This window comes from Mycobacteriales bacterium, assembly GCA_035504215.1.
Lineage (GTDB): Bacteria > Actinomycetota > Actinomycetes > JAFAQI01 > JAFAQI01 > DATAUK01.
Genome location: DATJSI010000043.1, coordinates 12,398 through 36,804 on the forward strand (window position 1 = coordinate 12,398; position 24,407 = coordinate 36,804).

At 69.0% G+C, this 24,407-nt stretch carries 22 protein-coding genes; 10 read left to right on the forward strand and 12 right to left on the reverse strand.

Features of this window, described 5'->3' with window-relative positions; genetic code table 11:
• Positions 1–27 precede the first annotated feature (27 nt).
• On the reverse strand, positions 28–195 hold the full coding sequence (locus VME70_04995) for a CsbD family protein (protein HTW19557.1): 168 nt from the start codon (positions 193–195) through the stop codon (positions 28–30).
• A 266-nt stretch (positions 196–461) separates the two neighbouring features.
• Here VME70_04995 and VME70_05000 point away from each other — a divergent pair, with 266 nt between their 5' ends.
• Positions 462–2,054, forward strand: a complete 1,593-nt coding sequence (locus VME70_05000) for an MFS transporter (protein HTW19558.1) — start codon at positions 462–464, stop codon at positions 2,052–2,054.
• 240 nt (positions 2,055–2,294) lie between these two features.
• Positions 2,295–2,966: an N-acetylmuramoyl-L-alanine amidase gene (locus tag VME70_05005; GenBank protein ID HTW19559.1), complete on the forward strand. Its 672-nt coding sequence runs from the start codon at positions 2,295–2,297 to the stop codon at positions 2,964–2,966.
• A gap of 1 nt (position 2,967) precedes the next feature.
• Here the strand turns inward: VME70_05005 and VME70_05010 are convergent, their stop codons facing one another.
• Entirely contained in the window at positions 2,968–4,353 is a 1,386-nt protein-coding gene (locus tag VME70_05010; GenBank protein HTW19560.1) for a HAMP domain-containing sensor histidine kinase, read from the reverse strand.
• A complete protein-coding gene (locus tag VME70_05015; protein ID HTW19561.1) occupies positions 4,353–5,057 on the reverse strand; it encodes a response regulator transcription factor in 705 nt (234 codons plus the stop codon). Before VME70_05015 ends, VME70_05010 begins: the two co-directional genes overlap by 1 nt.
• A gap of 125 nt (positions 5,058–5,182) precedes the next feature.
• Between VME70_05015 and VME70_05020 the strand changes: the two genes are divergently transcribed.
• The 3 genes from VME70_05020 to VME70_05030 are packed head-to-tail and all read left to right on the forward strand — an operon-like array spanning position 5,183 to position 8,248.
• Entirely contained in the window at positions 5,183–6,388 is a 1,206-nt protein-coding gene (locus VME70_05020; GenBank protein HTW19562.1) for a DUF2092 domain-containing protein, read from the forward strand.
• Positions 6,385–7,374, forward strand: a complete 990-nt coding sequence (locus tag VME70_05025) for an ABC transporter ATP-binding protein (protein ID HTW19563.1) — start codon at positions 6,385–6,387, stop codon at positions 7,372–7,374. Before VME70_05020 ends, VME70_05025 begins: the two co-directional genes overlap by 4 nt.
• Complete coding sequence (locus VME70_05030) at positions 7,361–8,248, forward strand: ABC transporter permease subunit (GenBank protein ID HTW19564.1); 888 nt, start codon at positions 7,361–7,363, stop codon at positions 8,246–8,248. The genes VME70_05025 and VME70_05030 overlap by 14 nt, the downstream gene beginning before the upstream one ends.
• 10 nt (positions 8,249–8,258) lie before the next feature.
• Here VME70_05030 and VME70_05035 read toward each other — a convergent pair whose 3' ends face one another.
• Positions 8,259–8,741, reverse strand: a complete 483-nt coding sequence (locus tag VME70_05035; GenBank protein HTW19565.1) for a hypothetical protein — start codon at positions 8,739–8,741, stop codon at positions 8,259–8,261.
• Positions 8,742–8,834: 93 nt separating this feature from the next.
• On the opposite strand from VME70_05035, the gene VME70_05040 reads away from it, so the two are divergent.
• The 3 genes from VME70_05040 (at position 8,835) to VME70_05050 (ending at position 11,937) form a co-directional block, all read left to right on the forward strand.
• Positions 8,835–9,422, forward strand: a complete 588-nt coding sequence (locus VME70_05040) for a hypothetical protein (protein HTW19566.1) — start codon at positions 8,835–8,837, stop codon at positions 9,420–9,422.
• A 251-nt stretch (positions 9,423–9,673) separates the two neighbouring features.
• Positions 9,674–10,852, forward strand: coding sequence for a glycosyltransferase family 4 protein (locus tag VME70_05045; protein ID HTW19567.1), 1,179 nt, complete (start codon positions 9,674–9,676; stop codon positions 10,850–10,852).
• A complete protein-coding gene (locus VME70_05050; protein HTW19568.1) occupies positions 10,849–11,937 on the forward strand; it encodes a YbhN family protein in 1,089 nt (362 codons plus the stop codon). Before VME70_05045 ends, VME70_05050 begins: the two co-directional genes overlap by 4 nt.
• Here VME70_05050 and VME70_05055 read toward each other — a convergent pair.
• From VME70_05055 to VME70_05075, 5 genes are all read right to left on the reverse strand, one after another.
• Positions 11,915–13,036: a hypothetical protein gene (locus tag VME70_05055; protein ID HTW19569.1), complete on the reverse strand. Its 1,122-nt coding sequence runs from the start codon at positions 13,034–13,036 to the stop codon at positions 11,915–11,917. The genes VME70_05050 and VME70_05055 overlap by 23 nt on opposite strands.
• 356 nt (positions 13,037–13,392) lie before the next feature.
• Positions 13,393–13,770 carry a TraR/DksA family transcriptional regulator gene (locus VME70_05060; protein ID HTW19570.1) on the reverse strand — a complete coding sequence of 126 codons (378 nt, stop codon included), beginning with the start codon at positions 13,768–13,770 and terminating at the stop codon, positions 13,393–13,395.
• 4 nt (positions 13,771–13,774) lie between these two features.
• A complete protein-coding gene (locus tag VME70_05065) occupies positions 13,775–15,961 on the reverse strand; it encodes a putative Ig domain-containing protein (GenBank protein ID HTW19571.1) in 2,187 nt (728 codons plus the stop codon).
• Positions 15,962–16,138: 177 nt separating this feature from the next.
• Positions 16,139–16,981 (reverse strand): hypothetical protein, encoded by an 843-nt coding sequence (locus VME70_05070; protein ID HTW19572.1) that lies wholly within the window; start codon positions 16,979–16,981, stop codon positions 16,139–16,141.
• Between the two features lie 100 nt (positions 16,982–17,081).
• A complete protein-coding gene (locus VME70_05075) occupies positions 17,082–17,510 on the reverse strand; it encodes a nitroreductase/quinone reductase family protein (protein ID HTW19573.1) in 429 nt (142 codons plus the stop codon).
• A 124-nt stretch (positions 17,511–17,634) separates the two neighbouring features.
• Here VME70_05075 and VME70_05080 point away from each other — a divergent pair, with 124 nt between their 5' ends.
• Positions 17,635–20,868: an AAA family ATPase gene (locus tag VME70_05080; protein ID HTW19574.1), complete on the forward strand. Its 3,234-nt coding sequence runs from the start codon at positions 17,635–17,637 to the stop codon at positions 20,866–20,868.
• Positions 20,869–20,905: 37 nt separating this feature from the next.
• Here the strand turns inward: VME70_05080 and VME70_05085 are convergent, their stop codons facing one another.
• The 3 genes from VME70_05085 to VME70_05095 form a co-directional block, all read right to left on the reverse strand.
• Entirely contained in the window at positions 20,906–21,028 is a 123-nt protein-coding gene (locus VME70_05085) for a hypothetical protein (GenBank protein HTW19575.1), read from the reverse strand.
• A gap of 62 nt (positions 21,029–21,090) precedes the next feature.
• Entirely contained in the window at positions 21,091–22,404 is a 1,314-nt protein-coding gene (locus VME70_05090) for a PQQ-binding-like beta-propeller repeat protein (protein HTW19576.1), read from the reverse strand.
• Positions 22,405–22,493: 89 nt separating this feature from the next.
• Positions 22,494–23,156, reverse strand: coding sequence for a hypothetical protein (locus VME70_05095; GenBank protein HTW19577.1), 663 nt, complete (start codon positions 23,154–23,156; stop codon positions 22,494–22,496).
• 151 nt (positions 23,157–23,307) lie between these two features.
• Here VME70_05095 and VME70_05100 point away from each other — a divergent pair, with 151 nt between their 5' ends.
• The gene (locus VME70_05100; GenBank protein HTW19578.1) at positions 23,308–24,354 is read left to right on the forward strand and encodes a hypothetical protein; all 1,047 of its coding nucleotides are present in this window, start codon (positions 23,308–23,310) and stop codon (positions 24,352–24,354) included.
• The last annotated feature ends 53 nt before the right edge of the window (positions 24,355–24,407 follow it).

A 24,407-nucleotide genomic window follows, 5' to 3' on the forward strand; every position in this document is an offset into this window, starting at 1 on the left:
CGCACGCTCTATCCAGCGACCTCCCCGCTAGAAGGCGTCCTTCACCTTCTCGCCGGCCTGCTTGAGGTTGCCGCTCGCCTGCTCTGCCTTGCCCTCGGCTTCCAGAGAGCGGTCGTTGGTGCCCTTGCCCGTCGCTTCCTTGACCTTGCCGCGGGCCTGCTCACCAGCGTTCTTCATCTTGTCCGTCGCGCCCATGATCACTCCTGTTCGTCGACGCCTTACCGTGAAAGCCTGCCCCCAGCGGTGTGGTCGAAACCGGGGCCGGCCGGTGTCCCGCTCTGCCGTGCTGAGGCGCTGAGGCGTCGCGAGGTGTACTTGCCGGCAGCTGCGCGGGGCGCCAGGTGAACGAGGGGTGAATCCCGGTGCGCGCCGCGGGCCCGGCGGGCGACTCAGGCGGAGCCAGGCAAGGCAGGTAGCGCCAGTACCGCCATAGTGTCGGTGCGGCAGGGCAGACTGCAGGTATGTCCCACGCCTCACCGATGCATGCCGCTACGCACGAGTCGCCCGCTGCGCCCTCGACCACCGAGACCAACGACAACAAGTGGTGGACCCTGATCGCGGTGTGTCTCGGCACGTTCATGCTGCTGCTCGACATCACGATCGTGAACGTCGCCCTGCCCAAGATCCAGGATGACCTTCACTCGACCTTTGCCGACCTTCAGTGGGTGGTCGACGCCTACGCCCTCACCCTCGCCGCGTTGCTGCTGACGAGCGGAGCGCTCGCGGACATGTACGGACGGCGTCGGCTCTACATCCTCGGCCTGGTGATCTTCACCGCCGCTTCCGTGTTGTGCGGGGTGGCACAGGGCTCGCTCATGCTGGAGCTCTCACGGGCGCTGCAGGGGATCGGCGGCGCGATCATGTTCTCGGTCTCGCTGGCGCTGCTCGCGCACGCCTTCCGGGGCAAGGAGCGCGGGCTCGCGTTCGGGGTGTGGGGAGCCACCACCGGCTTTGCCGTCGCGATCGGACCGGTGCTGGGCGGCGCACTGGTGAGCGGGCTGTCGTGGCGGTTCATCTTCTTCGTGAACCTGCCGATCGGGATCGGCGCGCTCGTGCTCACGATGATGCGGGTCGAGGAGTCCCGCGACACCGCGGCGCGTCGACCGGACTGGTGGGGGTTCATCCTGTTCACCGCGGGGCTGTCCAGCTTGATCTACGCCCTGATCGAGGCGGGCCTGACCAGCTTCGGTGCAACCCGCGTCATCGTGTGCTTCGTCCTCGCCGGCGTACTGATTGCCGGCTTCCTCGTCGCCGAGCGCATCGTGCGCGACCCGATGTTCGACCTGTCGCTGTTCCGGTTGCCGACCTTCAGCGGCGGGGCGATCGCCGCCTTCGGGCTGTCGGCCAGCATCTTCTCGATGTTGCTCTACCTGACGCTGTACCTGCAGGACCTGCTTCAGTACAGCGCGCTGCAGACCGGCCTGCGGCTGGTGATCATGTCCGGCGGCATTCTCGTCGTCGCTACCGTCGCCGGTCGGGTCTCGTCGCACGTCCCGGTGCGGCTGTTGATCGGGCCGGGGCTGCTCGTTGTCGGTGCGTCACTGCTGTTGATGCGCGGCCTTGGCGCCGGCTCGTCGTGGACCCACCTCATCCCCGGCCTGATCGTCGGCGGGATCGGGGTCGGGCTGATCAACCCGCCGCTGGCGTCGACCGCGGTCGGTGTGGTGCAGCCGCATCGGGCCGGGATGGCCTCCGGGATCAACTCGACGTTCCGGCAGGTGGGCATCGCCACCGGCATCGCCCTGCTCGGCACGTTGTTCGCTAAGCGCACGGCGACCTCGGTGGCCAGTGGCCTGGCGCACACGCCGCTGGCGGGCAAGAGCGCTGCGCTCAGCAATGCGTTGAAGAGCGGCGAGGCCACGTCGTACTTCAAGCAGCTCCCGCCGAAGCAGGTGCCGATCGCCGCTCACGTGGCCCGGGCCAGCTTCACCGCCGGGCTGAACGAGATCCTGCTGGTGGCCGCGATCGTCGCGCTCGTCTCCGGCGTGCTGACCTTCGGGCTGATCCGCACCAAGGACTTCATCCGGCACGAACCGGCCGGCGGAGCCGGGTAGCGCACGCCCACTCGCGGGGCTCGCTACGGCCGAGGATTGCTGCGGCTGATGCGGTTACTTTCTCCCGCCCGGGGGACGGCACGGGCCGTGGCCGTCCGGATCGTTCGCCTTCTCGCCCTCGGCAGCTGTGCGGTGCTCGTGGTGCCCGCGTTGGTGGGCTGGTCGGCGGCGGCACCGGCGGGCGGAGCCTCTCGTACTACGGTCCGAACCCACCATCGCCACCACGGTCCGCTTGCCGGCGTGACCGTCGGCGTGGACCCTGGCCACAACGGCGACAACTGGGCGCACCCCGGCGTCATCGACCGCAAGGTCTGGAACGGCAGGGAGTGGGAGAACTGCAACACCACCGGGACCGCGACCGACAGCGGCTACAGCGAGGCCAAGTTCAACTTCCGCGTGGCCGAGGACCTGCACCGCGACCTGCGCCATGAGGGAGCGCACGTGGTGATGACCCGGCACAACAACCACGGCGTCGGGCCGTGCGTCAACAAGCGTGCCGAGATCATCAACCGCTCACACGCGAGCGTCGGTATCGACATTCATGCCGACGGCGGGCCGGCCGGCGGGCGCGGGTTCGCGGTGCTCGAGCCGGTGCGCGACAAGGAGAACCGTCACGTCATCGGATTGTCGGACCGCTTCGGGCACATGTTGCGGCGCGCGATGCGCAGCGGGACGACCATGCCGACCAGCACGTACGACGGGCACCACGGGCTTGCCCACCGAGACAACCTGGCCGGCCTCAACCTGACCAAGGTTCCGCTCGTCCTCATCGAGTGCGGCAACCTGAGGAACTCCCATGATGCCCGGCTGCTGACCAGGACCCGGTTCCAGCACCGCCTGGCGCGTGCGTTCGCGGTTGCGATCACCCGGTTCGTCCGCTACCGCGAGCACCATCGCGATGCCGTGCTCTGACCTACTCCGTGCTGGCAGTTGCAGGCCGGCGGTCGAGCTCTGGCACCGCGCTATCGGGCGCCGCCGGCAGCACCAGGACGAAGCGCGCACCGCCCAACGGTGAGTCCTCGACCCGGACGCTGCCCCGGTGCGTGTGCGCCGTTGCTCGCACGATCGCCAGGCCGAGGCCCGTGCCGCCGTCGTCGCGGGCGCGGGCGTCGTCGAGTCGGACGAACCGCTCGAACACCCGCTGCCGATCGCGCACGGGCACACCGGGCCCGTCGTCGTCCACCCGCACCTCGATCGTCGTGCTGCCGGTCCGTACGACGTCGACGACCACCTGTCCGGCGGCGTGCCGGTTGGCGTTGGCGACCAGGTTGTCGACGGCGCGGGCCAGCGCTGGGCGATCGCCGAGGACGACGTACGGATCTGCTCGCACGAGCCCCGCGAGCTCGGCCACGTCGACCGGCTCCGAGACCGGCAGTTGCTCGGCCTCCATCCGGGCCAGCGTGAGCAGGTCGTCGATCAGCGCGGCGAGCCGCCCGGCGTCCTCGAGCGCGCCCGCCACCAGCTCGTCCTGCCGGGCCGGGTCGCTCTGGCGGAGCGCCACCTCGAGCTGGGTGTGAAGGGCGGCGAGCGGGCTGCGCAGCTCGTGCGCGACGTCGGCCACGAACTGCCGTTCCCGGCCGGCGGCCGCGGCGAGCCGGTCGAGCATCGCGTTCAGCGTGACGGCAAGCGCGCGGATCTCGTCCTGGCTGCCGGGCAGCGGCAGCCGCACGCCGCCCGCCGGGTCGGTGACCGCCTCGGCGCCCCGGCGCAGGCCGGAGACCGTGGTGAGCGCCCTGCCGAGCAGCATCCACAGCGTTGCGCCCACCAGCACGAGCAGCACCGGCGCCGCAATCGCGAGATAGCGACCGAGGCTGCTGAGGGTGGCGCGCTCGTCCCGGAGCGACTCGACGACCACGACGTAGTAGGTCGCGCCGCGGACGCGGACCGGCCGGACGAGGATCCGGTTGACCCCGGTAGCCGCGGTCTGGCTGACGTTCCCGCTGCTCGGTCCGGTCCGGGCGAGCCGGGCCAGCGCGCCGGCCGGCACGAGCGGCAGGGTTCGCGACGTACCGGGGGATACGGCGAGCACCTGGCCGCGAGCGGTCAGCACCTGAGCGCTTTGCCCTGCCTGCACCGGGAGCGTGGGTGGCAGCGCGCCCGTCGCGGTGAGGCTGGCGATGTCCGACGCGGCCGACCGGCTGGTCGAGTCGATGGCGTGCAGGCGGCTGGTCGAGAAGCCGTACAGCAGCAGGACGCTTCCGGCGGCAAGGAACACGGCGAGCGCGACCGTTGCGATCAGGGTGAGCCGGGCCCGCAGGCCCAGCCGGCTCCATCCGCGGGGAGCGCGCCAGGCCGCCATCAGCCGGCCCCCGGTCCGGCCCCGGTGGCGGCGCCGGGAGTGGTGGCGAGCGGAGTGCGGTAACCCGCGCCGCGAACCGTTTCGACGATCTCGCGGCCGAGCTTGCGGCGCAGGTAGCCGACGTAGACCTCGACGACGTTCAGGCCGCGCCCCGCGTCGTGCGACTCCCAGACATGCTCGTAGAGCTCCGCCTTCGATACGACGCGCCCGGCGTTGCGGGTCAGGTAGGCGAGCAGGGCGAACTCCCGCGCCGTGATCTCGACCTCGACGCCGTCACGAAGGACCTGCCGGGTGGCGGGGTCCACCTCGACCGTGCCGGCCCGCAGCACCGTTGGGCGAGGCGCCGAACCGCGTCGGAGCAAGGCGCGGATCCGCGCAACGAGCACGACGAGGGAGAACGGCTTGGTCAGGTAGTCATCCGCTCCCTCGTCGAGCGCGTCCGCCTCGTCGTACTCGCCGTCCTTCGCGGTGAGCATCAGCACCGGCGTCCAGATCTCCGCGCTGCGCAGCCGGCGGACCACCTGGTAGCCGGAGAGAACCGGAAGCATCAGGTCGAGGATGATCGCGTCGTAGCCGCCGGCGCACGCGGCGTCCAGCCCGGACTGGCCGTCGTAGGCGACGTCCACGACATAACCTTCGTCGCTGAGCCCGGTCTGCAACGCGCGTGCCAGCCGGCGCTCGTCGTCGACCAGCAGCAACCGCACGCACCCAGTCTCGGGGTGCGGCTGCGCAACGCGCCACTCGTCCCGCCGGTTCGCTCTCAGGCTCCTCTCAGGGAGACCGCGTCGCTCTCAGCGTCCTCTCAGCCGGCCCTTGGCATCGTGGCCGCATGCCAATGAGTCCCATCGCGCGCCGTCGGGCCCGGTACCTCGTCCCGCTGGGCGCGGCAGCGATCACCGCAGCCATCGTGTTCGTCCCGCAGGCTGCTTCGGGTGAGCAGCACCCGAACCTGCCGGCCAAGTCGGCCGCGCAGCTGCTCGCTTCCCTTGAGCAGCTGAAGCTGCCGCAGTTCAGTGGCACCGTGGTCGAGACGGCGCGGCTCGGGCTTCCCGACATCGGCGACAGCGCGCTCGGCTCGGAAGTCGCGCCCGGTGGCGGCAAGACCGGCATCGAGCAGCTGGTGACGCTGCTCACCGGTTCGCACACGGCGCAGCTCGCCTATGGGGGCCCGGACAAGCAGCGGGTTGCCATCTTCCTGTCCGACCTGTCCGAGACCGACGTCGTGCACAACGGCACCAACCTTTGGACCTACTCCAGCGACAGCAACACGGTCTCGCACAAGACGGTCGCGCGCGACAGCGAGGATACCGCGCCGCAGGCCACGACGCCGCTCAACCCGACGAAGGAGGCGGAGCAGGCACTGGCGAAGATCAACCCGTCGACGAAGGTGACGGTCGACCGTACGGCGGAGGTCGCGGGCCGCCCGGCGTACCAGCTGGACCTCGACCCGCGCGACAGCCGGGCGTTGATCAGCTCGGTGCGGATCGCGATGGACTCGCAGACCTCGATGCCGCTCCGGGTGCAGATCTGGTCGCGGAAGAACACCTCGTCGCCGGCGTTCTCCGTGGGGTTCACGAGCATCGCGATGTCCGCACCGAGCGCCTCCACGTTCGACTTCACGAAGCCGCCGAGCGCGTCGATGCAGTCCTCGCCGTTCTCTGGCGAAGGGCTGGGCGCCATCTCGCACGGTGCCGCGCAGCGCGCGTACGCGCAGCCAACGATCGGCAAGGACTGGACCGTGGTCTACGTCGACCGGGGCTCGGTCGGCACCTCGTCGTCCGCTAGGTCGGTGCGTTCATCGGTCACCCGCAGTGGAGTGTTCGGGTCGAAGAGCAAGTCGGTCGGCGTCGAGGGATCGGGCGGCGGGCCTGGTCTCGCGCAGGAGCTCGACCAGCTCGGGAGCCGCGTGCCCGAGGGACATCTGATCACGACCAGCCTGGTGACAATCCTCGTCACCAACGACAACCGGATTCTTTTCGGCGCCGTTACGCCGCAGTATCTCGAGCAGGTCGCAGCCAGCCAGGCTGCGCAATGACCGCGCTGATCGAGGAAGACGCCGAGTCCGCGCCGTCCGCATCGACCACCGAGTCCCTGGTCGTCGCAACCGAAGGCCTGACCAAGCGGTTCCGATCCGGACAGGTCGCGGTGGACCACATCGACCTGGCCGTGCCCAGAGGCGCGGTCTACGGCTTCCTCGGCCCGAACGGGTCGGGGAAGACGACGACCATCCGGATGCTGCTCGGCCTGATCCGCCCGACCGAGGGATCGGTGACGCTGGTCGGCGAGCCGATCCCGCGCGGTGCGCCGCGTGCGCTGCCGAAGGTCGGGGCTCTGGTCGAGGGCCCGGCCTTCCATCCGTACCTCACCGGTCGGGCGAACCTCGTCCGGCTCGACCGGATGGACGAGACGGCGGACCCGCGGACCCACGACGAGCGCATCGCCGATGCACTGGCTCGGGTTGGGCTCACCGCGGCGGCGGGCAAGAAGTTCCGGCAGTACTCGCTCGGCATGAAGCAGCGGCTCGGGATCGCCGCCGCGCTGTTGCAGCCGCGCGAGCTGCTGGTGCTCGACGAGCCGACCAACGGTCTCGACCCGCAGGGCACCCGCGAGGTGCGCAACCTGGTCCGCGAGCTGTCGTCGGACGGCCTCACCGTGTTCGTGTCGAGCCACCTGCTCGCCGAGGTCGAGCAGGTCTGCACGCACGTCGGGATCATGAGCACCGGCAAGCTCGTCGTACAGGGCACTCTCAATGACCTGCGCAGGAACGGCACAACGCAGGTCGTGGTCACGACACCCGCCGTTGAGCTGGCCGCCTCGACGATGGCTGCGCTCGGCCTCACCGATGTCGGCGCGGGCGCGCCGGAGGAGGTGCACGCGACGCTCGGCGAGGTGCTGCCGGAGGCGGTGACCGCCGCGCTGGTGCGCGCCGGCGTCCCCGTGCGGGGGATCGCCGTGACCCGACCCGCGCTGGAGGACCTGTTCGTGGAGCTCACGGGGGAGGGATTCGATGTCGTCCGCTGAAGCCGTCGGCCTCGGCGCCGGCCATGCGGTGGTCGCGCCGCGTCGCCATCGCGGCGCGCTCGGCCGGCAGCTGCGCTCCGAGCTCCGCCTGGTGTTCGGCCGTCGGCGCAACCAGATCCTGCTTGGCGCGCTCGGAGCGATCCCGCTCACCATCGGGATCGCGGTCAAGCTGGCTCCACCCGGCGGTTCGGGTGGCGGCGGCGGCCCGGAGTTCCTGAACCGCATCACCGGCAGCGGGCTGTTCCTCGTGCTGACCGCGCTGTTCCTGACGCTGAACCTGTTTCTACCGGTAGTGGTCGGGATCATTGCGGCCGACGGGATTGCCGGCGAGGCACAGAGCGGCACGCTGCGGTATCTGCTGACCATCCCGGTACGCCGCACCCGGTTGCTGTTCGTGAAGGCGTTCGGCCTCGCCGCGTACGCGTTGGCCGCAGTCGCGACGATCGCGCTGGTTGCCGCTGTTGCGGGCGTCGGGTTGTTCGGCACCGGTTCCTTCACGTTGCTCGGCGGCCAGACGGTGTCGGTCGGCGAGGGTTTGCTGCGCATCTTCGGCGTCGCGATCTACGTGTGGCTGTCGCTGTGGGGGCTGCTGGCCGTCGGGCTGCTGATCTCCGTGCTGACCGAGGTGCCGATTGCAGCGATGGCGGGCACGCTCGGCTTCGCCATCCTGTCCATCGTGCTCGACCAGATACCGCAGCTGCATGCGATCCATCCCGGCCTGATCGACAACTACTGGCAGAGCTTCGGCACGCTGATCCGGGTCGGCCCCCACTTCGGGCAGCTCGGCCGCTACCTGCTGTTACAGGCGGTCTATGTCGCGGTCGCCGGCGGGCTGGCCTGGGCAAGGTTCAGCGACGCGGACGTGACCTCGTAGCTCCTACCTCCTACCGGGTGAGATGCGCCAACACCCGGTCGCGCAGGAGGGTGTACTGCTCCGCGCACCGAAGCGGCGGTCCGCCGGGCCGCGGCATGACGCGGCCGGGCTGAACCTGCTCGCCGTCGGTGAACTGCGACCGGGTCAGGTCGAGCTCGGAACCGTCCGGGAGCCGGTTCCAGAAGTGCACACCCTGCCGGGATCCGTCCGGTCGGAGGACCTCGGCGAGGATCAGGTCTCCGCCGCAGAGATCGTTGATCACGAGCGCGGTGACACCGCACTGCCCACGCGCCCGATTGGTCTCGCTCCAGAGCGGCAGGTCGACCGGGTCGCAGGTCTCGACCGACCAGCTCGCGCGGCAGGCGCCGGCTACCTGCTCGATCGTCCACGCGGCCATCGGCGCATCGTTGCAGACCATGACGACCTCGAGCGACGGCTGCCCGAGGTTGTTCCTCGAGCGGCAGTTGGACCGGCGCGGCTCGGTTTTGTGCACCCTGGGACGGGTATCTGTCACGGAATTGCTCCTCGTTCGTCTTGAGCAGCATCTGGCTGATCGACGTTCGTGGTTCTCGAGGAGGCGTTCGGCATGTCAAGTGTGGTCATCGCCATCATCGTCATCGTGGTCGTCGTCGCGGTCGCGCTCGCCGCCGTCTCGTTCGTCACGCGGCGCCGCGCTGAGAAGCTGCGTGGGCAGTTCGGGCCGGAGTACGACCGTGCCGTCTCAGATCACGACAGCCGCCGCAAGGCCGAGCGCGAGCTGCGTGAGCGTACTGAACGCCGGGAGCGGCTCGAGATCGTTCCGCTCACCCGTGAGGAGACCGAACGGTATCGGGCCGAATGGCGGCTCGTTCAGGAGCGCTTCGTCGATGTCCCGGCTGAGTCGCTCGCGATGACCAAGGCGTTGCTCTCCGCCGCGATGAGCGATCGCGGCTATCCGACTGCCGGTACTGACGAGCGGGCGTCGTTGTTGTCGGTCGACCACGCCGACGTCGTGCAGGAGTACCGCGAGGGCGCAGCGATCGAGCAGCGCTGGCGCGACACGGACAGCGCCGACACGGAGGATCTGCGGCAGGCGATGCAGCACTATCGAGCCGTCTTCGGGCGCGTTGTCGGTGCCGGCGCGGACACCGAGGCCGGACAGACCGCGAGCCGATCGCGTTCCGGCCGGGCGTAGCGGTCGGCTAAGTCTCGCGGCCACAACTCGGCCGAAACCAGGCGCGGCCCCGCTCTACTACTACAGTGTTGTAGTAGTAGAGTTGAGGTGCTTACGTCGCGTACGACGCGTGCGAGATCGCGTCGCGTGTGAACACGTGACGAGGCGAACAACGGGACCGGATCCACCGTGCCGACGCCGGTGCGCTTACCCGATCTGAAGGGGCGTCGCGTGATCACTGCAGCGGGCGGTTTCGTTCGCGGCAGCGGTCGATGCGGCACGCAGCCGATGTCGTCGTGAGCGGGTTCCCCAGAACAATGGTGGTGACCGGGCACTTCCCCCCGGCGCACGGAGGAGTGCAGCGCTTCACCGCGGAGATTCTCGCGCGACTCCCGTACGAGCGGATCGTCGTGATGGCGCCGAGGCAGCCGGGCAGCGCGGCGATCGACGCCCGGCTGCCGTTCCCGGTTCACCGCTACCCGGGCCACATCACGACCAACCCGCGGCTCTCGTCCCTAGTCCGCGAAGCCTTTCGCGCCCACGGCTGCGAGGCGGTGTGGTTCACCTCCGGCATGCCCCTCGCGGCAATGGCGCCGGCGTTGCGCCGCGGCGGTGCGCGCCGGATCGTGGTCTCGACGCACGGGCTCGAGGCTGGTTGGTCTTCGATCCCAGTGGTTCGCACCGCGCTGCGCCGGGTCTCGCGGGCCGTCGACGTCGTAACCGTCCTCGGCGACTACACCCGCGCCGCGATCGCACCCGCACTGCACGGCGCGGTACGGATGGTCCAGCTCACCGGCGCGGTCGATGCCGGACGGTTCCACCCGGACGTCGACCCTGCGCCGGTGATCGCCCGGCATCGGTTGCAGGACCGTCCCGTTGTCATCTCGGTGTCTCGCCTGGTACGCCGCAAAGGACACGACGTCCTCCTCCGAGCCTGGCCCGGCGTCCTGCGCCGGCAACCGGACGCGGTCGCACTGCTCGTCGGCGACGGCTATCTGCGTCCGGCGCTCGAGCGAGAGGCTCGTCGCCTCGGCATCCATCGCAGTGTGCGCTTCGCCGGCTCGGTGCCCGACGACCGCCTTCCGGCGTACCTGAGCGCCGGCGACGTCCACGTGCTTCCTTGCCGCACACAGCTGCGCGGCATGTCGGTGGAAGGACTCGGTCTCACCACCCTCGAGGCGTCGGCCACCGGGCTGCCGGTGGTCGTCGGAGACTCCGGGGGCGCGAGGGACACCGTCCTTGACGGGGTGACCGGGGTCGTGACCAACTGCTCGGGACGGCATGCCTCGGCGCGGCTCGCAACAGTGTTGGGCGATCTGCTCGCCGACCCCTCCACGCGGCAGGCGATGGGCGTGAAGGGACGGCTGTGGGCGAGCGAGGCCTGGTCCTGGCCGACGATGAGCGGCCGGCTCGCGGACGCGCTCTGCGGGTCGACTGAGTTGGGCCGATGACCGGGTCGCGCCGGCTGCTGAGCCCGCTCGCCCGCCGCGCGCTTCGGCGTTCGGCCGAGCTCGCCATCCTCGCGCTCGTGATCGAGTACGTGCTGCTGCCGCAGTTCATCGGGCAGCGCAGCCAGTTCCACCGGCTGCTCGCGCTCAACAGCCCGTGGTTGCTCGTGGCGGTCGCGGCGGAGCTGGCTTCGCTCGTGTCATTCGCACTGTGCAGCCGCGCGATGCTGCCGCGCCATGCGCGGCCGAGCTTCCCGCGCCTGGTCCGGATCGATCTGTCGACGGTCGCGCTGTCACACAGCTTGCCGGGCGGAAGCACAGCGGGAACCGGGCTCGGCCTGCGACTGCTGTCCGAGGCGGGAGTGCCGCTGCCCGATGCGGCCTTCGCAAAGCTTGCGCAAGGCTTCTCGTCCGCGGTCGTGCTTCAGGCGCTGCTGCTGACCGCTCTGGTCGCGACGTTGCCCACGCACGGCGGCTCCGAGCTCCTGGGCGCGGTGACGGTGGGCGGCGTGCTGCTGATCGTGCTGGTAGTGATGGCCGTCGTACTCGTGCGGTGGGGCCGGGACCGCCTCGCTGCTGTCGTCGCACGGGTCTGCCGCTGGACGCCGTTCCTGAGCGATCAGTTCGGACACCGCCTCGTGATGTCGACCGCCGCGTCCCTCGACGCGATCCTCGCGGACCGGCGACGGCTGGCATCGGCAGCGCTCTGGTCGACGGCCAACTGGATGATGGACGCGTTGGCGTTGTGGGCGTCGGTGCGAGCCTTCGGCCACTCGCTGTCCTACCTCAGCCTGATGGTGCCGTTCGGTGTGGCCAGCACGCTGGCGTGGATCCCGCTGACACCGAGTGGCCTCGGCTTCGTGGAGGGCGCACTCGTGCCGCTGCTGATCGCGTTCGGTACGCCGAAACCGGCCGCCGTCCTGGGCGTGGTCACGTGGCGCATCATCGCGTTCTGGCTACCGGTACCGCTCGGCGCCGCGGCGTACGGATCGCTGGCCGCCTTTCCCGGCCGAGGAGCTGTCCGGCGTACGCAGCGCGCGGCCGGCGCCGGTCGTCAACTGGTCGTCAGCCCACCAGCTTCTCGATGAGCGCATGTCCCGTGGCGCCCGGCTGGTTGCCCACGGCGAAACAGTGCTTCGACGACGCGCACGAGCCCCCCACGAAGCCGCTCGGGTGGTTGCCGGGATTCACGCTGCGGGCGACATGCCAGGAATGACCGTTCCACTTCGCTGCAATCGTGGACCGGTCCTTCGAGGTGGGGTGTGCTCCGGCGAAGGAGAAGGCACCACCTTGACCATTGGCCCAGCAGTCCTTGCTCGAGACGCAGCTCACTGCGAGCAGGGTGTTGTAGGGGAAGGCCAGATGAGTCGGGTTCGGTGAGATCACGGTCGTGAACCGGCCCTTGCGATAGACCTCGGTGAGGGTCTTGTACGCCTTGCTGCTGTCCTGTTCCCCTACCGCGATGCACTCCTTCGAGGTTGGGCAGGACACGGACCACATGTCCGCGGTGTAGCCCTTCGCCGTGTGCCCGGCCTTGACCCGGGTGAACTTCTTGCCCGTTGAGCGCTCGAGCAGTGCGCCCTTGGTACCACCGCCGACGGCCATGCACATGCTGCCGTGGCAGCTCACGCCGTTCAGATAGTCGAGCTTGCCGACGGTCACGGTCGACACGATCGTGAACTGTTTGCCGGTCCAGTGCTCCGCCAGGGTCGCGTTTCCGTCGATGGCGCCGACCGCCCAACAGTCCTTGGCCGAGGGACAGCTCACCGCCTTGAGTGCCGCGGTCGACTGCGGGTTCGCGGCGGTGACCTCTGTCCAGGACGTCCCGTTCCACTTCTCTGCCAGCGGACCGCCCGTGACGATGCCCACCACCATGCAGAACTTCTTGCTCACACAGGAGACGCCGTCGAGATAGGCACCAGCGGGAAAGGCCGGTGTCGTTGTTGTCCAGTGATGTCCGTTCCAGCGCGCGACGTCGGCCGCGCCGCCCGAGTTGGCGCCGACCGCCATGCAGTTCGTGGGGGAGGCGCAGCTGACGGCGTTGAGCCGGCCGGTCGCGCCTGCCTTGACCACGACCCAGTGCGGCGATGCAGCGAAGGCGGCGGGCATCGATCCCAACGTCGAGCCCAGCAGCCCCATCGCAAGCACCAGAACGAGCTTCGAGCTCCTCGTGATTCGCCGAGTCATGAACCCCGCCCTCTTTACTCACACCCCCGTCGGCGTTCGCAACCCTAGGCCCCGGCGTACGATTCGTCAGCCTTTCCTGCGACCTCCGGTGGCCGGTGAGCGCGCGTCAGCCGTCGTGGTCGGGGTGTTGCGGGCTGATCAGAATCGGTCGCGGCGTGTGCGCCGCCAGGGTGTGCGAGACGCTGCCCAACAGTGCACTGCGGACGGCGCCTCGCCCGCGTTGGCTGCACACGATCAAGCGCGCCGACAACTCATCGCCGCCCTCGACCCGTCAGATCCGTCGAAGCAGAACAGCACAGGCCCGGTGCGGGCACCCTCGGTCATGGCAGTGGTCCTCAATCTGTTGTTTGACGGACTCAGTGCCGGCGGCCTCGGCGAGCCGGTCGCGCGTCGTTGCGCGAGTTGCTCTGGCAGCTGACGCAGCGCACGGCGGTGGGGAGAGCATCGAGGCGGGCCTCGCCGATCGGGCCACCGCAGTCGTCGCAGCGCCCGTAGCTGCCGTCCGCGACCTTGGCGAGCGCTCGGAGCACGACGTCGAGCTGCTGGTCGAGCTGCTCGGCCGTCATCGCGCGCTCTTCCTGCTCGGTCGCGATCGCGGTGAAGTCGCCCGCCCGCTTGCCGAACCCGATCGCGGCCATGCCTTCTTCGCGCGGCGCGTTGAGCCGCGCAATCTGAGCGACCAGCTCGTCACGGCGACGCGTCAGCTCTGCGTCGACCTCAGAAGTTCGACGCAAGCCATCAACCCGTTACTTTGATCGTGATCCGGTGAGTGTAGGCCCGGGGCTTGACCCCGTTGGAGGCGCGCACCTTGAAGCGGTACTTGCCCGGCTTGGTGGGCTTGCCCGAGAGGACGCCGGTGTCGTGGTTGAGGTGCATGCCCTTCGGCAGCTTGCCGGAGAACAGGACGTAGCGCGCGATCGGGTAGCCGAGCGCGATGAACTGGTACGCGTAGTGCTTGCCGACCGTCATGTGCCGCCGAGGATGTTCGGCCGCGAACACCGGTGCTTCCGACACCACGATGTGTAGCGACGGTGAGAGCACGCTGCCGAGCGAGTTGCGCGCGCGAACCCTGAAGGTGTACCTGCCTCCGACCCCGGGAGTGCCGGTCAGCTCCCCGGTGCCGGCGTCGAGGCGGATGCCACGCGGCAACGCGCCCTTGGCGATCGAGTACGTCGGTCGCGGCGTACCGGTGGCGTGGAAGGTGTAGTAGTAGAGGGCTCCGGCCCGGGCCTTGGCGCCCGGATGGTCTGCGCTGAACTTCGGTGCGGTCGCCGGGACGAGGGGAAGCTTCAGCAGTCGGCTGTTCCCGCTGTCGACGACGAAGACGTTCTTGGCCGAGTCGACGGCTACGGACTGCGGATGCCGCAGACCGATGAACGGCAGAACCTTCGGAGAACTCGAGCCGTGGGCGAGCTCGAGCACCCGGTTGTTGCCGGTGTCGGCGACGAACACGTCGCCGGAGGAGTCCACCGCGATGCCGGTCGGACCGGACAGGCCGACAAACGGCAGCGTCTTCGGCGTGGATGCGCCTTTGGCCAGCTCGAGCACGCGGTCGTTGCCGGTGTCGACGGCGAACAGGTCGCCGGCCGAGTCGAGCGCCACGCCGGTCGGGCTCGCCATGCCGGTGAAGGGCATGGTGGTCAGCGTGCTCGATCCGGAAGGGAGCTCCAGCACATGGTTCTTGGCGTTGTCGACGATGAAGGCGTTACCGGCGGAGTCGACTGCGACGCCGCGAGGATGTGCCACCGTCGTGACGAGGATGTTGCCGGTGTTCGCGCCGTTCGCCAGGGACACCAGCTGGTCGTAGCGCACGTTGGTCACCCATACGCTCTGCCACGACTTGCCGGAGGCCTGGATGGCGACCCCCTGCGGTTGGTGCAGCCCATCGCTCATGAGGACGGTCGGAGTCGACGCTCCGACCGGTAGCTCCACAAGCCGCGCGTTGCCCGAGCTGTCGTAGTCGGCGACGAATGCGTCGCCCTTGGGGTCCACCGCGACTGCCTTGGCGGTGTACAGGCCGAAGGACGGTACGGCGGTCGCCGGCGCCTTGTGCCCGACGTACTCGTACAGCGACGTTGATGCGGCGAAGAGGTTGCCGTTGCTGTCGACGGCCAGTGCCTGAGCCGGCGTCCCCGACAGTGGCAGCGTGGTGACCTGGTTCGATCCTGCCGCGAGCTCGCTGATCTCGGCACCGGCCACGAACACGTCGCCGGACCCATCGACCGCCACGCTTTGCGGTGCCGAGAGAGCGCCGAACGGAAGCACGGTCTGCGAGCTCTTGCCCTTCTTCAGCTCGACGACCTGGTTGCCTCCGGTGTTTGCGACGTACACGTTGCCGTGGCTGATCGCGACCGCCTGCGGGTTCGTGAGCTTGTTGAAGCCGAGCAGAGTGTCGTGCGAGGTGCCGTGGCGCAGCTCGGCAACCCGTCCGGTGTTGAAGTCGGTGACCACGACGTCGCCGTCCGGGTCGACCGCCAACCCGACCGGCGAGGTGATGCCGTGGAGTGGCAACACGGTCTGCTTGGTGGCGTCGTGCGCCAGCTCGAGGACTCGGCCGTGCCCGGAGTCGACGACGAAGACGTCCCCGGCGGAGTCGACGCCGATGCCGGTGGGGTCCGACAAGCCGGTGAACGCGAGCTGTTTCGCGGTACTGGAGCCGGCCCGCAGCTCCAACGCGCGGTTGGTCTTGCCGTCGGTGACGAAGATGTTGCCGGACGTGCTGATCGCCAGTCCGTTCGGGCTGGTGAGCGCGGGGCCGATGAGGGTTTGCTGCGCGCCGTAGGCGAGAACCGTGGCCGCGGTCTTCGGGACCGCCGCGGACTTACCGTCATGCGCCGAGGCAGCGCCGACGGAGGCCGGCCAGAGCGACCCGAGCGCAACCGCGGATGCCAGCACTGCGGCACGCCGAGCAGGTACGCCACGCATGCGTAAGCCTCAACCCCCCGCACCCATCGTTGCCTGACGGACCGTCACACAACTGGGTGCGATCGCGGGGCGACGGCCGCGACAAAATGCTAGCTTCCGCAAACCCGTTGCGGAGCCGATTCGGAGAATCAGCTGCCCTTCGCACCGGGTGAATTTTTGCCTGGTTTAGAGGGTTTCTCAGACCTCGAGGCTGTCCGCTCCCTGTTGGATGTCGGGCCGCGCAACCGCGAGATAGCCGACGAGTGCGGCAACCAGCAAGAAGCAGATCGCCGCGGTCGGTCCGTTGCCGTAGTGCAGGCCACCAATGCGCTGCGGTTTGCTGAACCAGTCCGCGAACGAGGCGCCGAGCGGACGAGTGAGCACGTACGACGCCCAGAACGCTGTGATCGCGTTGAGGTGGAACCGCCAGTGCGCGATGCCGGGCAGGACGATCAGGATGCCGAAGAACACCGCGGAGCCGAGGTAGCCCATGTTCAGGACGGACGCGGTGTAGTCACCGAGCGCGGTGCCCAGAGCGAAGGTGGCGAAGACGGTGGCCCAGTAGTACGCCTCGCGGCGGCGGGTGTGAATGCTGTGGATCGAGAGGGTTCCCTCGGCGTGATGCCAGAGCACGAACACCGCCGCCAGGACTGCTGCCCAGAGCAGTGTTGTACCGAAGTACGGGATGTGCAGGTCCAGATGCATGAAGTCCGCGATGCCGGTGCCGAAGATGGCGATCGAGAAGGCGAGCCACCAGTAGGAGAAAGCGCGGTATCGGCGGGCACTGAACTGCAGGAGCAGGCCGATCGCGAACTCCAGCACCTCGATGCCGCCGCCGACGACGTTGCCGTACCTGGTCAGGAAGTCAGACGTCGCCTCGCCACCCGCGGTAGTGAGGACCTTGACCACCCAGAACAGCGGGATGATCTCCGGCACCTTCGACGTGGTCGGCCAGGCCCAGACCCGCTCCCACCCGAAGTTCGCATGCGGATGCGCGCGCGGTCGGGGGAGCGGTCTCAGCCGCGCCTCGCCGTCCGCCACTACTTACGACAAGTAGTAGTAGTCACGTCGTCGAGCGTATCTCCGGCGGTTCGCGAGTGCGGTCCGAACCTCGGATGACCGCGCGAAACGACTATCCGGCTCAGGCCCGGCGCAGCGCCAGGACCGGAATGGTCCGAACGCCCTCGGTCTTCTCGGCGTACTCCGCGAAGCCGGGGTAACGGCTGGCCTGCTCGGCATAGATCCGGTCTCGATCCGCGCCGGTCAGCTCGGTGACCGTTACGGGGTAGGTCTCGGTGCCTACTTCGACCACCGCGCGCCCGGCGGCGATGGCGTTGTAGTACCAGTCCGGGTTGGTCGGCGCGCCGGCTTTCGACGCGAACACGTAGATCAGGCCGTCGTCTGCGGGATCGGCCAGATACATCATCGGGCTGATGAACTCACTGCCGCTCTTGCGGCCCGAGTGGTGCAGCAGGACGATCGGCGCGCCGTCGAACGGACCGCCGACTCGTCCCTCGTTGGCCCGGAACTGCTCGATCACCGAAGTGTTGAAGTCGTTGGTGGAGGTCATGTGTGCCTCAACCGGCGGCCCGTGATCCCGCATTCCCCCACGACGGACCGGCCGCGTTCTCGGACGCCTGCGTGTTCGCGGGATCTGGCCGCTCAAGCGATCTGCCACGGCCTAGGCTCAGCGAATGGCGGCATGCGTGGCGTGTGGCGAGCCACTGGGGGACGGCGCCCGCTTCTGCGCGGCCTGCGGGCACGCGGTCCAGGTCGGAGCTCCGCACGAGGAGCGTAAGGTCATCTCGATCTTGTTCGTGGACCTGGTCGGTTCTACCGCTGCAGCTGACGGCAAGGACCCGGAGGTCGTCCGCGATGTTCTTCGCTCCTACCACCAGCGAGTGAAGGAAGAGCTGGAACCGTACGGCGCTGTCGTCGAGAAGTTCATCGGTGATGCGGTGATGGCCGTCTTCGGAGCGCCGCATGCCCACAGCGACGATGCCGAGCGGGCAGTTCGGGCCGGACTACGGGCGCTGGATGCGGTCTCCTCGTTGACCACACCGACAGGGACGGCGCTTGCCGCGCGGGCCGCGGTCGCAACCGGCGAAGCGGTCGTGATGGTCGACGCGAACGCCGGCGCGGGCGAGGCGCTGGCGATGGGCGACGTCGTGAACATCGCGGCCCGGCTGCAGTCAGCTGCGCCCGAGAACCGCCTCCTCGTCGACGACACCACGATGCGGGCAACCCGGCGGACGATCAGCTATCGCGAGGCTGATCCGGTGGTCGCGAAAGGCAAGGCTGATCCGCTCCCGGCCTGGTTGGCCGACGCCGTGTCTTCGGAAAGCGTGGCGCCGGTCGGACGGGTTCCGCTGGTCGGGCGGGACGCAGAGCTGTCACAGCTGCTTGCGACCTGGGAGCGGGTCGCTCAGCAGGGCCGACCGTCCCTGGTGGCGGTCATCGGCGCGGCCGGGGCCGGCAAGTCGCGGCTCGCCAGCGAGTTCCGGGACGCCGTGGACGCGCGAGTGGTAACCGGGCGAAGCCTGCCGTACGAGCAGGCGAACGCGTACGGCTCGTTCACCCGGCAGCTCAGGCAGCTGGCCGGCATCGTTGAGGGTGACGACCGATCGGTCGGTCGGGCGAAGCTGGACCGCCTGGTTGACACCACCGTGCCCGAACCGGAGCGCGCGGAGGTGCGCCGCTGCGTGGCCGCGCTGCTGAGCCAGGCCGCGGACGAACCGGTCGTCAGTGACTCAACCGTGTTGTTCTACTCCATCCGGCGGTTGGTGGAGTCGGTGTCGACGGACCGGCCGACCGTGTTCGTGTTCGAAGACGTGCACTGGGCGGAGGCGGCGGAGTACGAGCTGATTCGCTACCTGGCTCAGTATGTGCGGGACGTGCCCGCGATGTTCGTGCTGCTGGCCCGTCCCGAGCTCATGGAGACCAGGCCCGACTGGAGCAGCGGCCTGCTGTCCTACAGCACGATGCCCCTCGAGCCGCTCGCCGGCGAGGATGCGCGGACGATCGTGCGCACCATCGCCGGCGCGGGTCTGCTCTCCGACGTGGTCACGCGGTTGGTGGAGCGGGGAGCAGGCAACCCACTGTTTCTCGAAGAGCTCGCGACTGCGGTCGCGGAGAGCCGCGGATCCGGCGCGGACGACCTACCGGCGAACGTTCGGTCCGCGATCGCCAGCCGCATCGACGCCCTGCCGGCTGATGCGCGCTCGCTCCTGCTGACCGCCTCGGTCGTCGGACGGTCCTTCTGGGTCGGCGCAGTGGCTTCGATCGCTGCCGCGGAGGTCGGTGGAGCGCTGGCCCTGCTCGAACAGCGAGATCTGATCCGGCGGCAACCGACGAGCGAAGTGCCTGGAGAGGTGGAGTTCCGCTTCAAGCACGCGCTGATCCGCGATGTCTGCTACGGGACGCTGCCCAAGGGCGAGCGGGCGCGTACCCACGCGGCGGTCGCGACGTACCTCGAGCAGCGGGTCGGGGGAGACGACGAGTTCGCCTGGCTGCTCGGGCACCACTTCGAGCAGGCGGGTGCCGCTGCTGAAGCGATCCGTTACCTGCTGGCCGCGTCGGATCGGGCTAAGGCGGTGTTCGCGCCGACTGAGGCAGTTGCGCTGCTCGATCGCGCCGAGCGGCTCGCTCTCGACGAGCCGACCCGGACGCGGATCCGGCTGGCGCGCGGCCGCACGCTGACGATCTTCGAGGACTACGACGAGGGCTATGCCACTCTTCAGCCGCTGCTGCCGCTCCTGAGTGGCGACGATCTGATCGAGGCGCTCACCGACTACGCCCGATGCTGCCACTGGACCGAGCGGACCGACGAGGTGATCGAGGTCGCGCAGCGCGCCGCGGACCTCGCACGCGAGCTCGGCCGCATGGATGCCGTCGCGCCGGCGCTGGCCCGGCTCAGCCAGGGCTACGCGATGCGTGGCCGCGAAGGGGATCTGGCGCGAGGGATCGACATCGGTGAGCAGGCACTGGCGACATGGTCGCCCGGCATCAGAGCCGAGGATCGCGCCGAGCACGAGTACCTGCTCGGCCATCAGTACCACTGGGCGGGTGACTATCACCGCGCGATCGAATTGGCCCGCACGGCGCGCGAGACCGCGGTCGAGGACCCGGCCAGCGTCGAGGCCCGCCTGCGCGGGATCGGCATGGACGGGATTCTGCTCGCGACGATGGGCGACTACCAGGAAGCGCTCGCGAAGTTCGACGACGCCCTGACCCTCGCCGAAGAGATCGGCCGGCCCCGCCGGGTGCTGATGAACTACTCGACGCTCGCGTTCCGGGAGCTGTTCGACCTCGAGGAGGCACGGCGACGTAGCAGCTGGGTGCTCGACGGGATCCCGAAGTCGTCGTTCCACATGCCGTGGATGAATGCTGAGGCCGACCTGCTGCATGCCGACGTGCTCGCCGGAGACTGGGGCGCCGCGGCGAGCCGGTGGAACGACCTGTACCCGCAGGTGGCGGCGACCGAGGCCTGGGAACGCTGGCTGTTGGGCTCGAAGCTCGTGACCTTCCGCGCCGAGATCGCGCTGCACACCGAGGAGCCGGCGGTCGCCGCCGATTGGGCAGCCCGGGCGCTCGACTCCATCCTCGAGTCCGCCCGGATCAAGTACGAGCCATCCGCGCGCGACACGTTGGCTCGTGCGCTGGCGGCGATGGGCGACGGCGAACGGGCCCGAAGCGAGGTCGGGGCCGCTGTGGCCTCCGCGGACCGGCTGGACAACCCGCACGTCCGGCTGCTCACGCACACCCACGCGGCGGCCACGCTCTACCGGCTCGGGGACGATGACGCCGCCGCGGCTCACCATCGGGTCGCCGAGCAGATCGCCGCCGATGTCGCGGCTGGTCTCGCGCCGGACAGCGCAGCGCACTATCTTGCCGCGGTCCCGCTGCCGGCGGTCGACGAGTACCGATAGCGGGGCGAGCCCGGCCGGCTCGCGCAGGCACCGGGTTCTACTTCTTCGGCAGCGAGAACTTCACGACCTCTTTGACCGCACCCTTACCGCTGGGCGTGAACGACCTCGACGCGGTGAGTGCATCCGGTGCCGGAAAGAAGACCCTGACGGTGACGCTCACGAAGGCCGGGCGAGAGGCATGCGCCTGTCACCGCGGTGAACCACCAGCTCACTGGAGTGCAGCTAGCGTTCGCCGTACGCGACGTAGTGCGTCTTGTTGTCGACGAGCAGCCGTCCGTCGGCCACCAGTACCGGGCCAAGTCTGGTCGCCTGAGACGTCCAGAGCGTCTGGCCGTCGCTGAGCCGGAACGCGCGCACATGGTTGCTCGCCGTGTCGGCGTAGATCACACCGTCCGCCCCTACCACGTGGTCGAAGAACTCGGACGCCGCGCGGCGCCACAGCACGTGGCCGCTCGCGATGCTCAAAGCGACCAGCCTTCCCGGGTTGGTGATGTAGACGACCCGTTTGCCGTCCGTGACGATGAACGAACCATCCGGGCCGCCGCTGGCGTGCGGCTCGGCGTGCGCCCAACGGACCGTTCCCGCCGCGGCGTCGAGGGCGTAGATGTCCGAGGCCGCGTTGTCGGTCGAGTTGGCGGTCACGAAGACGGTCGAGTCGCTGTAGGAGACGCCGGTGATGTAGGGGTTGTCGGTCAAGGAGAACTCCCACGCCAGCACCCCGGTCGCCTCGTTGTAGGCGTGGATCTCCACGTCGACCGAGGGCTCCTCGCGCGGGCCGGCCGTCTCGATGACCACCCCCGAAGCGGGCACGTAGACCATGCCGCCCCCGACGGCGATCGGCCCGTAGGCATCTGCGGCTGACCAGAGCAGCTGTCCGGTCGTCAGGGAGAAGGCTTCGAGCTGGTCGGAGTCGGTGTACGACGGAGAGAAGCTCTGCGTCTCGAGTACGGCGAAGACGGTCGATCCGCTCACCGTGAGCGAGCTCCACTGGTTGGACACCGACGAGGTGTGCACCTCCGGCACCTTCCAGTCGACCTTGCCGTTCGACAGGTTGATGGCGACGAGATCCGGTCCGGTCGTCGTGATCATCCGCGACCCGTCGAACGCCGGCGGGACGATCGCGGTCGCCCCTCGCTTGACCGTGAAGGTACGAACGTGGCGGCCGGACGCCATCGAGTAGGCCCGGACCGTGGTCGGGTTGGCCTCGAACAGCGTGCCGCCCCGGACGCCGATCGGCGGGACCGCGGCTCGGTCGCCCGAGTACGCCGGGACCTCCCACTTCTTGACGATCTTGCCCACGGTGACCGGTCGCAGCGTGTGCTCCGAGCCGTTGTAGGAGGTCGCCGCGCCGTTGTAGTTCCAGTCCGGCCACGGGTCAGGAGTTGGAGCGTGCTTGGTGGCTGAGGGTGACGACGGCGACGAGTGGTGCGGCGCCGCTGCTGCTGCCCCGGGACCGGCCAGGCCAACGGCCGCCACTGTCCCCAGCAGGGCGATGAGCGTGCAGGCGCCCGTGGTCCGCGACCTGTTCCGGTTCATCCAGATACCCGCCCTTCGTCCCGATCGCTGCGGCCAGCCTGACACGAAGCGGCGGCCGGGTCACGGGATCCGGCCGGTGACGTCGCGAGCTACCGCGGGGCGGGAAGCCCGGCCGCGACCGTGGCGGCGAAGCGCAGCCGGTCGTCGAGCAGCGCCACGTCGTGCTTGTGGTAACCCTGCCAGAGGAACAACCGGTCGTTGACGATGTGCATGCCGGTCAGCGCCTGGGCGGGAAGGCCGGCCCGCACCGCCGGCGACAGGGCGGCTTTCGCGTACTCCTGGTCCTTTGCGAACAACACGTACGTGCTGTCAAAGGTCTCGTCGCCGGTCGGGACCGCTTCGTCGTCCCCGTGCCGGCGTAGGTGCTTGCGCTGGGTCACGTGCAGCCAGGGAACGCTGGTCGGGAGCTGCATGACCAACATGGCGAAGTAGACGTGGGAGGCTCCGGAGCCGGCTGGGCCGACGCCACTACCCACGGTGGCGAAGTAGAAGTCGTAGACCGCGATCGCGCGCTCGGCGTACCTGCCCGTGATGACCCGGTGCGCGTACTGACGATCGAACTGCCCGAACGGGTAGAACGTCAGGCCGTCGTACTGGCTGTTGTCCTCGAAGACATAGCTGCAGCCATGGGAGGTGGCCCATGCCTGCATGTCGTCGTTGTGCGCATTGAACACCCGCTTGTTGCGGCGCGCGATCGGAATGGCCACCACGACGAGCACCAGCACCGCGATGATCGCGAGCACGCGACCCAACGAAACCACCCCCCGACCTGCCGCCGTCCGCGCTCACCATAGCGACCCGAGCCTGGTTGCCGTGACCTACATATTGCCGAGTGTTGCCGAGAGCGTTTATCGATCAAGGTTCCGTGGCACGTCCGGGCATCGGCTAGCAGGAGGTGAGGCCATGTTCACACGCGCGATTGCGCTCTCAGCCGTGGTTGCCACGTCAACTTTGGGGTTGGCGGGCATCCCGGCGCATGCCGGATCGGCGCCGCCATTGCCGACCGCGACGAACGGGCACAAGGTGCATCTGTTCGCGTCGGGCTTGAAGACGCCGACATCGTTCGCCTTCGGGGACGGCGCAGTGTTCGAAGGTGATGGCGGGAACTCGGAGGGTTCGGCGCCCCCGAACGGGGGAGTCTTCCTGCTGAAAGGCGGAAAGGCGACCGAGATCCCGGGCTCGCCGCAGTTCGTCGCGGGGCTCGCCTGGCACCACGGCGCGCTCTATGTGAGCGGCGGCTCGGTCACTGACACCGGCGTCGCCTGGACCCTGTCCAGGTGGACCGGCTGGACGGGCAAGAAGTTCAAGCACCAGAAGACGATCTTCACCGCGCCGTGGAAGAAGTTCGACGGCTTCAACGGCTTGGGCTTCGGAGCCAACGGGCGTCTGTACGTCGGTGTGGACGTCGGCCTGACCGACGGCAACGACCACGGTCCCGCATCGACGTCACCACACGTGTACCAGATCCTGTCGTTCACCCCGAACGGCAAGCATCACAAGATGTTCGCCCGCGGGATCCGGCAACCGTGGCAGATGGTCTTCCCGGCCGGCTCGAACTCGCCGTACGTCACCGATCTCGGTCAGGACAGCGGCGCGACGAACCCGCCGGACTTCATCCTCAGGGTCAAGGCCGGCCAGAACTACGGCTTCCCCAAGTGCAACCGCACCTCGGGCTCGGCGTGCTCCGGTTTCGCCAAGCCGTGGCGGAGGTTCCATCCGCACACGGACCTGATGGGCATCGGTCTGCGTTCGCGCCATCTGTACCTCACGTCGTTCCAAGGCCCGAAGGCCAAGGGTCCGGGTGGCGAGGTCTACTCGCTGTCGCTGAAGGGTCACACGCTGAAGCCGTTGATCAAGGGCTTCGTGGCCCCGACCGTCGGACTCGGCATTCATGGCGACTACCTGTATGTCGGCGAGCTGACCGGACAGGTCTTCCGCCTGAAGCTGTAAGCAACGTTCACGTCGACGGGGCGGGTGTCTGCGCATCACAGCGCGGATGCCCG